Origin of the sequence: Labilibaculum manganireducens (genome assembly GCF_963665805.2) — a bacterium.
Classification (GTDB): Bacteria; Bacteroidota; Bacteroidia; order Bacteroidales; family Marinifilaceae; genus Labilibaculum; species Labilibaculum manganireducens.
In genome coordinates this window covers 4,098,483-4,111,331 of record NZ_CAXXEE010000003.1, presented here as the reverse complement: position 1 = coordinate 4,111,331, position 12,849 = coordinate 4,098,483, and the positions used below count along the sequence as shown (strand labels likewise).

General features: G+C 37.4%; 12 protein-coding genes. 10 read left to right on the top strand and 2 right to left on the bottom strand.

Annotated features, from left to right (window positions below):
• Nucleotides 1-121 precede the first annotated feature (121 nt).
• Nucleotides 122-664 carry a hypothetical protein gene (locus ACHZAX_RS15840; protein WP_320019808.1) on the top strand — a complete coding sequence of 181 codons (543 nt, stop codon included), beginning with the start codon at nucleotides 122-124 and terminating at the stop codon, nucleotides 662-664.
• Nucleotides 665-740: 76 nt separating this feature from the next.
• On the opposite strand, the gene ACHZAX_RS15835 is transcribed toward ACHZAX_RS15840, so the two are convergent.
• On the bottom strand, nucleotides 741-1,025 hold the full coding sequence (locus ACHZAX_RS15835) for a hypothetical protein (protein ID WP_320019807.1): 285 nt from the start codon (nucleotides 1,023-1,025) through the stop codon (nucleotides 741-743).
• Nucleotides 1,026-1,089: 64 nt separating this feature from the next.
• Here ACHZAX_RS15835 and ACHZAX_RS15830 point away from each other — a divergent pair, with 64 nt between their 5' ends.
• A complete protein-coding gene (locus ACHZAX_RS15830; RefSeq protein WP_320019806.1) occupies nucleotides 1,090-1,923 on the top strand; it encodes an FKBP-type peptidyl-prolyl cis-trans isomerase in 834 nt (277 codons plus the stop codon).
• A gap of 26 nt (nucleotides 1,924-1,949) precedes the next feature.
• Nucleotides 1,950-2,396, top strand: a complete 447-nt coding sequence (locus ACHZAX_RS15825; RefSeq protein ID WP_320019805.1) for a cupin domain-containing protein — start codon at nucleotides 1,950-1,952, stop codon at nucleotides 2,394-2,396.
• A gap of 237 nt (nucleotides 2,397-2,633) precedes the next feature.
• On the opposite strand, the gene ACHZAX_RS15820 is transcribed toward ACHZAX_RS15825, so the two are convergent.
• A complete protein-coding gene (locus ACHZAX_RS15820) occupies nucleotides 2,634-5,705 on the bottom strand; it encodes a cytochrome c biogenesis protein (protein ID WP_320019804.1) in 3,072 nt (1,023 codons plus the stop codon).
• Between the two features lie 522 nt (nucleotides 5,706-6,227).
• Between ACHZAX_RS15820 and ACHZAX_RS15815 the strand changes: the two genes are divergently transcribed.
• The 7 genes from ACHZAX_RS15815 to ACHZAX_RS15785 all read left to right on the top strand — a co-directional run bounded on the left by ACHZAX_RS15815 (nucleotide 6,228) and on the right by ACHZAX_RS15785 (nucleotide 12,845).
• Nucleotides 6,228-7,487 carry an alginate export family protein gene (locus tag ACHZAX_RS15815; RefSeq protein WP_101308863.1) on the top strand — a complete coding sequence of 420 codons (1,260 nt, stop codon included), beginning with the start codon at nucleotides 6,228-6,230 and terminating at the stop codon, nucleotides 7,485-7,487.
• A gap of 38 nt (nucleotides 7,488-7,525) precedes the next feature.
• Complete coding sequence (gene nrfH / locus ACHZAX_RS15810; protein ID WP_320019803.1) at nucleotides 7,526-8,125, top strand: cytochrome c nitrite reductase small subunit; 600 nt, start codon at nucleotides 7,526-7,528, stop codon at nucleotides 8,123-8,125.
• Nucleotides 8,126-8,238: 113 nt separating this feature from the next.
• Nucleotides 8,239-9,750: an ammonia-forming cytochrome c nitrite reductase gene (gene nrfA / locus ACHZAX_RS15805; protein WP_320019802.1), complete on the top strand. Its 1,512-nt coding sequence runs from the start codon at nucleotides 8,239-8,241 to the stop codon at nucleotides 9,748-9,750.
• 132 nt (nucleotides 9,751-9,882) lie between these two features.
• The gene (locus tag ACHZAX_RS15800; RefSeq protein ID WP_320019801.1) at nucleotides 9,883-11,139 is read left to right on the top strand and encodes a cytochrome c biogenesis ResB family protein; all 1,257 of its coding nucleotides are present in this window, start codon (nucleotides 9,883-9,885) and stop codon (nucleotides 11,137-11,139) included.
• Nucleotides 11,140-11,179: 40 nt separating this feature from the next.
• Nucleotides 11,180-11,965, top strand: coding sequence for a cytochrome c biogenesis protein CcsA (gene ccsA, locus ACHZAX_RS15795; RefSeq protein ID WP_320019800.1), 786 nt, complete (start codon nucleotides 11,180-11,182; stop codon nucleotides 11,963-11,965).
• A gap of 60 nt (nucleotides 11,966-12,025) precedes the next feature.
• Nucleotides 12,026-12,511 (top strand): Panacea domain-containing protein, encoded by a 486-nt coding sequence (locus ACHZAX_RS15790; RefSeq protein ID WP_320019799.1) that lies wholly within the window; start codon nucleotides 12,026-12,028, stop codon nucleotides 12,509-12,511.
• Nucleotide 12,512: 1 nt separating this feature from the next.
• Nucleotides 12,513-12,845, top strand: a complete 333-nt coding sequence (locus ACHZAX_RS15785; protein ID WP_320019798.1) for a hypothetical protein — start codon at nucleotides 12,513-12,515, stop codon at nucleotides 12,843-12,845.
• The last annotated feature ends 4 nt before the right edge of the window (nucleotides 12,846-12,849 follow it).

Genomic DNA, 12,849 nt, shown 5'->3' with positions numbered 1-12,849 from the left:
TCTTTTGTTGCCAATCGGATTATAAATCCTAAACACCTTAGCTGTAAATTACAAATTTTCAGGAGCGAATACCCCCACAACTCCCGCAAGTCTTCGACTTGTGGGTATAACAATAAACGAAATGAATAAGTTAGTTGATTTTATGGGATTGTTTAAAGCAAGAGAGAAGTTTGGATTGTACTATCAAAACATTTCGTTAGTTGGTTTGGCTTGTCTTGGAACCATCTATTTAGAGTCAAATTATTTGTTAGTACCCTTAAAAACATTGGCTTTAGTTGGTGTTCTTGCATCCATAGTTGTAACCGTTATTTTTATTAAATACTACAAGAGGGAATTTGGTATTATTTGGGCCTTATTTCATAATCTAACAATTGGATGTATTGCAGTTTATTTATTTGTATTTACAAATGATATCTTATCAACAAAACCGCTGTCTATAGAAATTGTACCAATAGAAAGTGTAAAGCTTCAAGATAATCATCAACGAGGTAACAGGGCTCTCGAACCTGTAATTTTGGTAACAATAAAAAACCGTCAGCATAAAATTACTTACCATCATTCTACATTTAAAAGAGTAATGCAATCAAAAAATGTTGAAATAACAATAAAAGAAGGTTTTTGGGGTTATTGGGTTTTAAAGAATGTTGAATTTGTGAAGAGCTGAACAGGCTCTTTTTCCCTTGTCTCCCACTTCAGCTGGGGCATTAAACACATCTCTTCCACAGCTTTGATACCTCATCTTATCCTTCTCCTGAAGGAGAAGGGAAAACAGCTTTGTTTTTTTTAACTCCCTCTCTTTTAGGAGAGGGTTGGGGAGAGGTTTTAAAATTATTCCGATACCTCAACCTATCCTTCTCCTGAAGGAGAAGGGAAAACAGCTTTGGTTTTGCTCCCTCGCCTTTTAGGAGAGAGCCAGGTTGAGGTTTTAAAATGTCACAATCCCGAACATTCCCACTTTTTACTATATTTGTTTTTTCAATAAAAAAAGATAGATATGAAACGTCCATGCCAAGGTGTTTTGACATTGAGGGATAATTATTCCAGCATGGTAAGTTCCATATGGCAAATTAAAAACAAATTAAAAATCATATGAAGTATAGCTTATTAGCCCTGTGTTTTGCCTTTTTAGTATCCTGTTCGGGTTCCGATGATGAAAAAGATTACAGGGCAGAGAATGAAGAAGAGATTGCTGCTTATGTGCTCGCAAATAATTTACCTGCAGAAAAAACTGCATCGGGTCTGTATTACGTAATTGAGGAGGAGGGTACAGGAGCCACCATTACAAGTAGTTCTAATGTAACAGTTACCTACAAAGGTTATTATACCAATGGTACAATTTTAGATGACAGCAAGGAGAATTTAGTTTCCTTCAATTTACAAGGTGTTATTCCTGGCTGGACTGAAGGATTGACCCATTTTAAAGAAGGCGGTAAAGGAATGCTTTTAATTCCGGCACATTTAGGTTACGGAAGTAAAGACTCTAATGGAATACCTGGTGGTTCTGTACTGATTTTTGAGATTGAGGTATACACTCCTGAAATGATTGCAGAGAAGAATGATGAAGATATATTGGCTTATTTGGAAGCAAACAGCATAAGTGCAGTAAGAAGCGATTCAGGTTTGTATTATACAATTGAAGAGGAAGGAACGGGAGCACAGCCAACAGGTACGTCGAATGTAACAGTGGCCTACAAAGGTTATTTTTTGAGTGGATCTGTTTTCGACGAAAGTGGATCTGCTGGAGTTCCTTTTGGATTGGATGAGGTAATTAAAGGTTGGAAAGAAGGTATTACCTATTTTAAAGAGGGAGGTAAGGGGAAGTTGTTTGTTCCTGCAGCCTTGGCATATGGAAGTTACAACTATTCAAAAATCCCTGGGGGATCAGTCCTTATTTTTGATATTAATTTGATCTCTGTAAACTAAACGGGAACCAAATTCCATTCGATTCTATGAAGATAAAGGATGCCAATCAGGTAATTGATATTGTATCGAAGTACATCGACCTTTCGGTTGTTCCATTTGGACAGGACAAAAGGTCGGTTGTTCGTGTAGATACCCGTCAGCCAATGTATGGCGGCAATGGTGTTGTTTACCTCTTGCAGATGTTTGATGCGGATGAGTTGATTAACAATCGGATTGGTTGTTTCATGGTCTTTTTGAATAAATACGATCAGGCCGGATTTCACGATCACGGCTCAAGAGGCGAAGAAGAGATTTATGTAGTGATGCATGGCGAAGGAGAGTATTCCGATAAGGCAGGTGAAGATGGTAAAGTAAGAACCCATAAAATCACGAAAGGAAACATCACTGCAGTAAGCAATGAGGGATTTCATTCGGTACGAAATACCACCGGCGAACCGCTCATTATTTTTGTAATTACTACCAATAAGGCATAAAGAAAAGCTTGAAAAAGACAAGGCGGGAATCAAAAATGATTCCCGTTTTTTTTGTTTGTTTTCTCCACCTTTTAAGAGGAGATGTCCGCAGGACAGAGGGGTGCAAAATAGTTGTTTTACTCTTTGGGAATATATCTTCATCAATTGCCTCAAAATTCAATCCGAGGATGAATATAAATGGCAATAAAAAAGAGCCTCACGCAAGTGAAGCTCTTTAAACTTTGAAATATATTTATTTTACGCCTCCACCTCTTCTGGCTCGGTATTGTGTTTTTTGTAATTGAAGTAAGCTGTTAAACTTAGAATCAGAACAATTGCAACGGTGTAGTACACCCAGGTTGGCACCGGAACAGGATCACCTTTTGCGTACGAATGCATACCTGCCAAATAGTAATTTACACCAAAATAAGTCATTAAGATTGAGCTGTAGCCCCAAACCGAAGCAATATTAAAGGAGTAAACCGATTTTAAGCCGGGAATAAAGCGCATGTGCAATATAAAACTGTATACCAAAACACTTACCAGTGCCCATGTTTCTTTAGGATCCCAACCCCAGTATCGTCCCCACGATTCGTTGGCCCAAATACCACCCAAAAAAGTTCCGATAGTTAGAAAATACAAGCCGATGGTCATAGTCATTTCACTAATCCGGCTAAGATCTGTTACCGTGTTTTTAATTCTATCGATGTTATTCTTATTCTGTAAATTGAACAGGAAGAGGTTGATCATTCCTAAAATTGCCGCCAGAGCAAGAAAACCGTAACTGGCAGTAATAATGGCTACGTGAATGGTTAGCCAGTACGATTTAAGAACCGGAACCAAATTGGTAACCTCTGGATTCATCCAGCTTAAATGTGCAACAAAAAGAGTTAAACCTGCAAGAATAGATGTTGCAGCTAAGGCAAAATCCGATTTCTTCACAAATATAAATCCTGAAAGCAAACAAGCCCATGCCACATAAGTCATCGATTCAAAACCGTTGCTCCAGGGAGCATGACCGGAAATATACCATCTGGCAGCCAATCCGGTTGTGTGTAAGATAAAGCCAATTCCTAATATCAGTATGGCTGCACGCATAATCCACTTTACCGAAAATTTCGGGTTGATAATCTGGATCACCAGAAACACGACTAAAAAGAAACCAATTAATAAATAGTAGGGGAATAACCTTTTAAAGATGTTGGTATTGTTGTATAGAATCTCAATTTTTTGTTTGGCAGGCGATGGAATCACATTTTGGGCAAAACGGTTTTGATAGGTTTTTATTCCTGCAATATAATTGTCTGCATTTGCAAAATCGCCGCTGTTTAAGGCTTGTCCCAGCAACAACATTGATTTTTTTACAAACAAAGAATCATCGCCGGAAAAAGCCAGTTCAGCAGTAGGATTGTACCAGGCATGCATGTCATCGTTCGGATCAGGGAATATTTTTAAGAATTCACCAGTAAACACCATATAGCTGATGTTAACCCTTTCGTCAACCGAAATAATTTCCTTATCGTAACCTGTGCGCTGCGATGGTTTTCTTGAATAAGCATCCTGCACTTTCTTCGAAAGTTTATATTGACCTTGTTGGTCTAAAAAGTGTCCGAACGATGCGTATTTGCCCGAAATGCCAAGTTCCTTAGCCAATTCGGAATTTCCAACCTTAATCATGGCAACTGTTTGCCACTGTTGTGGATTTACAATCATGCTAAGAAAAACCTGCTCGGCAGTATATCCCTGAAACTTGCTTTTCTTTGTGATTTTACGAATCACCTCGCTGGCCATGGTGTTAATGGGTTCGAAACGACCGCCGTTATCTTGCACCAACAAAGCTCCAAAATCCTGCGATTGCTTTAGTGGAACAATTGGCAGTATTTCATTTTGTGCCGAAGCAGGAAACAGACTGCCTGCAATCAGGAAAGCTGTTACGGCAATAACTTTCATACTTTTCGATTTTGCACCCAATACTTTAAAACGGGTAGCCGGACTAATCAACGACCAGGCCATCCCCAGCATCAGAATAAAATAACCAAAGTAGGTGATTCTCATTCCCCACTGGTCGTGATTTACCGAAAGAACAGTTCCTTTTTCATCCGTATCATACGATGCCTGAAAAAATCTAAATCCTTCGTATTTTAGAATGTTATTCATGAAAATACGATGGTTTTGTTCAATCCCTTTTTCATTATCCACAAGAGTAACTTCGCTTGCAAATGATGACGGGCTGTTCGAGCCGGGATATCGGTCTAAGATAAATTTGTTTAGTTTCAGCGAAAATGGAATTTCAATTGTTTTTGGACCGTAAGCCACTGCAACATCAATACCGTTTATCATCAAATTACTGGGTACGCCAACATAATTACTTGATCCTTTCACAATCATTTCCTTTTGCTCATTTCCACTTTTCACATCAAATACCAATACTGTAGGGGCATTCTTATCTCCGCCTTGTATGTATTTGTAAATTGCCGCAGGGAAAAAGTTTTTGATTACTATTTTGGTGCCGTTTAAATCGTATAATTTCTTAGGGAATACCACGTGCCATTTATTAGCTTCCATCGGAATTGGATCTCCGCCCATCATACTTACTTCCGAAAATTCAAAGGGAGAAATTATTCTTAAACTATCCGAGTAATCGAAAACAATAGTATTTGTATTGGGATTGCCCCCAAATGCTAAGAGATTAGTACCGATGTCTTTTTGTTCGTTATAAGCCAGAGTCAAATTCTGCATTCCTGCCATTCCTGTTGAACCAACCGCAACCATCTCAATAATGGGTTTACCATTAAGGTCTTGTGCAATGGTCGATTGAGCATTGGGAATCATTGTTTTAAGTGATACCTCAACGTTTTTGTTGTCGATATTCAAATCATCACTAAATTCAGTTGTCTTTACCGATGAAACAGTAATTTTTTCGCTTAATTGACTGATCTTGCTATTGGTTCGTGCCTGAATATTGATGTAGGAACTCATCGTGGTGATCTGGTTGGTTGATTGTCCTTCGCGAATGTGCATATTGCCTTCGTAACCAATATATCGGGTAACCGCCGAGCCTATAAAAATAATAATGAAGGCTGCATGAAACAGGAATATAGACCACTTTTCTTTTTTGTAGAGCTTGTATCGGAAGATATTCACAACCAAATTTATGCAAAGTAAAAGTAGCATTAACTCAAACCACCAGGCATCATAAACCAATACACGGGCAGCTGAAGTGCCAAAATCATTTTCTATAAAGGTTGCTGTTCCAATTGAGAAAGCAAATAAAATGATGAGTACTCCCATCATTTGCATAGAGAATAGGAAATTCAGAAACTTATTCATAGTTGATAAAATTTTATTTCGTTTAAAGAATTTTATTGACATTCGGATGAAAGCCTTATGTTTCGTCAGTTTCCGAATATGGGAGTTCAAGATACGCTTTTCTTTATAATTACAAAACACCTCAAATTGCACTTATCGTGCACATTACAATACATTTTCTCATGTAAATCGTGTAACTTGTTGTTAGTAAGATGATCTCTTTTTTTTGATCTGATATTTATCTTTGTTATAGTAGATAAATATCTGCTGTGCTTCGGTAAATATTGTATCTAGATACAATAAAACCAGTATTTATTAAGATTAAAGATAAATTACATATGTATCATATTTGTCTTTATTGATATGAAAAGCTTGAATATAAAGAATAGTAAAGGATAAAAAGATATTAAAATTTAAATATAATAAATTTAAATAATCTTTTAATGTTGACATAGATCATTAATCTGGTTAGTATTGCATTGTAATCTTTATTATAACTGTTTTGATGAACAGTTTTTTAAATAGATAATCTATACCTAAACTATGAAAAAACTATTTTGCTTATCCTTAATCCTATTTTTGGGATTGGTGCCTATGCTATCAATGGCACAGTTGACTTTTAAGGGAGAACTCCGGCCACGCACAGAGTATCGCCACGGGTTAAAATCATTATTTAATTCAACTGACGATGCCGCTTTGTTTACCTCTCAGCGTACCCGTCTTAATTTAAATTACAACGATTCAAAATTTCGTGTAGGATTATCCCTGCAGGATGTTCGGGTTTGGGGAGATGTTGCACAATTAAATATGTCTGATAAAAACCAGTTGATGCTTCACGAAGCATGGGGAGAGATAATTTTTAATGAAAGTTTATCCCTAAAAGTGGGCCGTCAGGAGTTGGTTTACGATGATTCAAGAATTTTAGGTAATGTTGGTTGGGCGCAGCAGGCCAGAAGTCACGATTTGGCTTTGTTAAAGTATAAAACAGATGAAAATGGTCAGTTCCATGTTGGTTTGGCAGTGAATAACGATGCTGAAACCTTATCAAAACAATTGTACTTTACTAATTATAAGAACATGCAGTTTGCATGGTACAATCGCAAGAGCGATCAATTTGATTTCAGCTTGTTGTTTATGAATTTAAGTTTTCAACACAGTAATGAGGTAGATGATAAAGTTGATCTTGTAAACAAGTATCAGCAAACTTTTGGTACAATCATGAGCTATCGTCCGGGTAAAATTTCGTTTACAGGTTCATTGTATGGGCAGTCAGGTAAAGATTGGAATGATAACAATCTAAGTGCGTATATGTTCAATCTTGGAATGAAGTTTCCTATTGGGGAAGCTTGGAAAGGTAACGCTGGAGTTGAAGTTCTTTCGGGAAATGACTCAAACGCCTCAGGAAAAAATAAAGCATTTAATCCATTATTCGGAACCAACCATAAATTCAATGGTCATATGGATTATTTCTATGTTGGAAACCATGTTGGCAGTGTAGGACTTCAGGATATTTATGGAGGATTAGACTATGCTAAGGATAAATTATCTTTTGCTGCGGCGATTCATCTGTTTTCAACACAAGCCGATTTATACAGCGGAGTGGATAAGCAAGATAAGTATTTAGGTACTGAGCTTGATCTTTCAGTTGGTTATAAATATTCAGATAATGTACTATTTAAGGCTGGTTATTCTCATTTATTCGCAACAGATTCTATGCAGGTATTAAAAGGTGGCGACAAAGACGAAACTCAGAACTGGGGATGGGTAATGCTTGTTTTTACTCCTGATTTCTTGAAAAAATAGCGTCAAAAGAAAAACCCTATACATCAAAACTTTTGCTAATGAGAAAACTATTCAAATTTCTAACACCACCTCCACAATGGAAACTTCCTGTTTTGGTGTCTCTGGGAATATTTGTCGGACTTGGCTTTTATGTGCTCTACCTTTCAAAGGCAGCATCCTATCTGTCCGACAATCCTGAGACTTGCGTAAACTGTCATGTTATGGCTCCGCAATTTGCCACATACCAGCACAGTTCTCATCGCGAAGTAGCTACTTGCAATGATTGTCATGTTCCGCATAACAATGTATTCAACAAGTACTTCTTTAAGGCCAAAGATGGCTTGCGGCATGCAAGTATGTTTGCCCTGCGAATGGAACCTGAAGTAATCTTTATTTTGGAGGAAGGCAAGAAGGTTGTTCACAACAATTGCATTCGCTGCCACAGTCAAACACTTACTGATCCTAAACTAGCATCACAGGTACCTATGCATGCTCACAATACACAGGATCGTGTATGTTGGGAATGTCACAGAGAGGTTCCCCACGGACGGGTTAATAGCCTGTCCAGTGTTCCAAACGCCAGAGTTCCACTACCGGAAAGTCCGGTGCCGGATTGGTTACAGGAATATATGAAAGAATCAAAATTAGAAAACGAATAAAACCTAAATAATTAAGCATATGAAACGTCCGTGCCAAAGTATTTTGACACACAGGAAGATGAATATCCAGGCATGGTAAGTTACATATGACAAAAACTTAAAATTATAAACATATGAAACCAATACAAGAATCTATAGGCAAAAAACCAATGTTAGGGTGGGCGATCTTCCTTGTAACATTGGTGGTTGTATTTCTGCTTGGATTGTTAGCTTCATCAATCATGGAACGAAGAGCAGAATCAGTTTTTGCTTATACTCCTCAAGTTAAGCACGATCAGTGGGAGCCCCGCAACGAAGTTTGGGGTGAGAATTTCCCAAGAGAATTTGAATCTTATTACAAAACAGCTGATACCACATTCCGCAGTAAATATAACGGTAGTGCTATGATCGACATGTTGGAAGTTGATCCTAGACTAGTTGTACTTTGGGCTGGATATGGTTTTTCGAAAGAATATAATCAGGGCCGCGGTCACTACTATGCAATTGATGATGTGAGAAATATTTTACGAACCGGAGGGCCAAAAGATGAAAATGACGGACCTATGCCGGCAACTTGCTGGACCTGTAAGTCTCCGGATGTACCTCGCTTAATGAACGAAATTGGTGTTGCCGAATTTTACAAAGGAAAATGGGCAGGTAAAGGAGCCGAAATTGTAAATCCTATTGGATGTGCAGATTGTCACGATGCTGAAACTATGAATTTAAGAATTTCCCGTCCGGCTTTAATTGAAGCATTCGACCGTCAGGGAAAGGATATCAACAAAGCAACTCATCAGGAAATGCGTTCTTTAGTATGTGCTCAGTGTCACGTTGAGTATTACTTCGATAAGAAACGTGTTGAAGGAGCTAATTATCTGACTTTGCCTTGGGATAAAGGAACTAGTGTAGAGGCAATGGAAGAGTATTACGATGAGATTGAGTTTAGTGACTGGACTCATAAATTGAGTAAAGCGCCAATGTTGAAAGCACAGCATCCGGGATATGAGATTTATTCGAAAGGCATTCATGCTGACCGAGGTGTTTCTTGTGCTGACTGTCACATGCCGTATAAATCGGAAGGTGGACAGAAATTTACTGATCACCATATTCAATCTCCTTTAAACAATGTAGCCAATTCATGTCAGGTTTGTCACCGCGAAGAGACAGATAAGTTGATTCAGAATGTTTATACCCGTCAGGATCAAATTATTGGAAACCGCGATAAATTAGAAGAACTACTCGTTCGTGCTCATGTTGAGGCAGCAAAAGCTTGGGAATTAGGTGCTTCAGAAGTTGAGATGAAATCTGTATTGATGGATATTCGTCACGCTCAATGGCGTTGGGATTATGCTGCAGCCTCTCATGGAGGATCTTTTCATGCCCCAACAGAAATTGGACGTGTAATTTCTACAGGTATCGTTCGTGCTCAGGATGCAAGAATTTCATTGGCAAGAATTTTCGCTAAATACGGTTTTAACGAAGAGCTTGCTTATCCGGATATCGCTACAAAAGCAAAAGCTCAGAAATTTATTGGTCTTGATATTGATAAGTTAAATCAGGAAAAACAAGAGTTCTTGAAAACTATGGTTCCTGAGTGGGAGAAAAAAGCGAAAGAACGCGAAAGTACCTATCAGGTTAAAATGTAATCTAAATAGATGTTTTATTAGGCATGCCGTCCATATTGGGCGGCATAATTTTTATATTTAGAAAACTTAGATTGGTTTCAGGTTCAAATCATTTTAAGCATAAGATCATTTTTTTTATCCGCCGAAATTAATATGAATAAAAATACAAAACCCTTATGGCAATCACCTTGGGGATATTCTGAGAGCTTTTTGTTTGCTTTTGGCTTGCTTCTTGTTGGATTTGTTCTGGAATTTACTGTTGGTAGTGCTTCTTTTGGTTCAATTGTATTTCCTCAAAATCTGATTCTTGGAACTGTATATATTTTATTGATTGCTCTTGTTTATGTCTTGATAAGGAAGAAACCAATATTCAAATTCCTTTCCGGGATTCCTGCATCAATCGGTGCAATTGCCGGCTTAAGTGTTTTGGTGGTGATCATGGGGATTACCCCTCAAATTCCTATGGATAACAAGGGAATTGTAACAAGCCTTGGTTTTAATCGATTGACAACTTCTATTCCTTTTTTATTCATCAATTTTTATTTACTATTTATTTTAGGAATGGTAGTGGTTCGAAAACTATTTCCGTTAAAATGGAAAAACTGGGGATTTGTATGCAGCCATTTAGGACTTTGGATAACAGTATTTGCGGCCGGATTGGGTTCCGGAGATTTACAGCGGCTTCGTATGGATTTAATCGAGAACCGAATTGAAGGAAGAGCTTACGATGACAAAGGAAATTATTTTGAATTACCACTGGCAATAAAGCTGAACGATTTTAAAATTGAAGAGTTTCATCCTAAATTGGCAGTTGTTGATAACACAACAGGAATGCTTTACGAAGCCACCAAGCCATCAATGATCATGATCGAAAATAAGCTTGCCTGTCAGCTCCACGATTGGGAGATTAAGGTTGATGAGTTTTTTTTGACATCAGGAAGGGCCGGGGATAAGTACTATTCCATGGTTGATTTGGGAGCTGCTCCGGCAGCTAAGGTGAGACTTATAACTCCAGCCAAAGATACTATTACAGGATGGATCAGTTGTGGCAGCTTTAATCGTCCACATGAGTCTTTAAAGATTGATGAACGATTTTCATTGCTGATGACAGTACCCGAACCTAAAAAGTTTTCATCAGAAGTTAGCATTTACACTCCCGATGGACAAAAACAGGAACAAACTTTGGAAGTGAATAAGTCATTTACTGTAAATGGTTGGAAAATATATCAACTTAGCTACGATGAGAAGATGGGAATTTACTCCACAAAAAGCATTGTAGAGGTAGTGAAAGATCCTTGGCAGATATTTGTATATATAGGAGTTTTTATGATGATGATCGGTTCGGTTTACATGTTTTGGCGTGGCAATAAAGTGAAAAACGAGGAAACGATTAAGGGTGTTTCGAATTAAAATTTACTGTTTTTTATAGTCGTATTTAAAGTTTTAACTAATGATATGGAATCATTTTTTATTGGCAGCAGGAATCAGTACAAGCACATGGTTGTTGGCTGCGTTTATTCCCAAACGAGAGCTGATTAGAAATATATTGGTTCTTGCAGGAATTGCAGGTATAGCCATTTTTATAGGTTTTTTATGGATTAATCTGGAGCGGCCACCATTACGGACTTTGGGCGAAACACGTTTGTGGTATGCTTTCTTTCTACCAATAATTGGTTTTTTAACCTATTGGCGTTGGCGTTACAACTGGATGCTGTATTACAGCCTGGCTTTGTCAATGCTCTTTCTTTTTATTAATTATCTGCATCCTGAGAATTTTTCTAAAACCTTAATGCCTGCATTACAAAGCCCGTGGTTTGTACCTCATGTGGTGGTCTACATCTGTGCCTATGCTTTTTTGGCTGCATCTTCCTTGGTTGCGATTCGTGGTTTGTATCAGGAATACAAAACCGAATTACAGCCTAAAATCATGCTCATGGCAGATAATCTGGTTTATCTGGGATTTGCATTCCTAACGCTGGGATTGCTTTTTGGAGCTTTATGGGCAAAAGAAGCTTGGGGACACTATTGGACATGGGATCCGAAAGAAACCTGGGCATTTATCACATGGTTGGGTTATTTGGTCTACATCCATCGTCGGTTCCAAATGCCGTCAAAATTTAAATCTTCTTTGTGGATATTGGCACTTGCATTTGTGATTCTTCTGATTTGTTGGTTTGGAGTTAACTACCTGCCGTCTGCGCAGTTTAGTGTGCATACTTACAGTCAAGCTCCTTGATTGATACATTTTTATTTAGTTTTATGTGTACAAAAGGAAAAAAATGTCTTAATTTGTAGAGTGAAAGAGAAGGATGATATGCAAAATACTGAATTGCAATATGATAGTGTTATTATAGCTGAATACATGTTATCTTTAGCATATAATAAGCGGATAGTTTTGAATGTGACAAAAGTTCAAAAGCTACTATATATTGCTTATGGTTATTTTTTAGCTGTTGAAGATAGGCATATTTCAACAGAAGCTCCTAAAGCTTGGCCATATGGTCCTGTTTTTCCAAGAACAAGAAAAAAAGTAGATTACTCCAATATTCTCCCATTAGATGACCCTAAATTCAATGAAATTAAAAAGGATAAGAAATTGTCATTAAAATTGGAGCAAATTATTGATACTTATGCTGGCTATTCTGCTTCACAGTTATCTGATTGGTCACATATGAAAGGAGGCCCGTGGGAAAGGACGAAAGAGTTGAAAGATTTCAAATGGGGCGTTACCCAGATTTCGGATGAGTTTATTATGGATTATTTTACTGATCTAAACATCTGAAATGGATTTAAAAGGCTTAATTGAAAATCAAAAGATTTCTAAAGAAAAAGATATTGATTCCTCTGATTTAGAAGTGCAAATTAAGCGTAAAAAACTAGAAAATAATAGGTTTGATTCCGATACTTATGATAGGAAATGGTTAGCTAAATGGACTGCAATTGTAGTAACTTTTTGGTTGTTTTTAGTTTTAGCTATAGTCTGTTTAAGTTCTGTTTTAAAATTATCAGATACTGTTCTAGTTACGTTGTTAGGAACAACAACTTTAAATGTTTTAGGTTTATCATTTATTGTATTGCGAGGGCATTTTAATACAGCAGAAGTTAATTCTGAATAAAGTA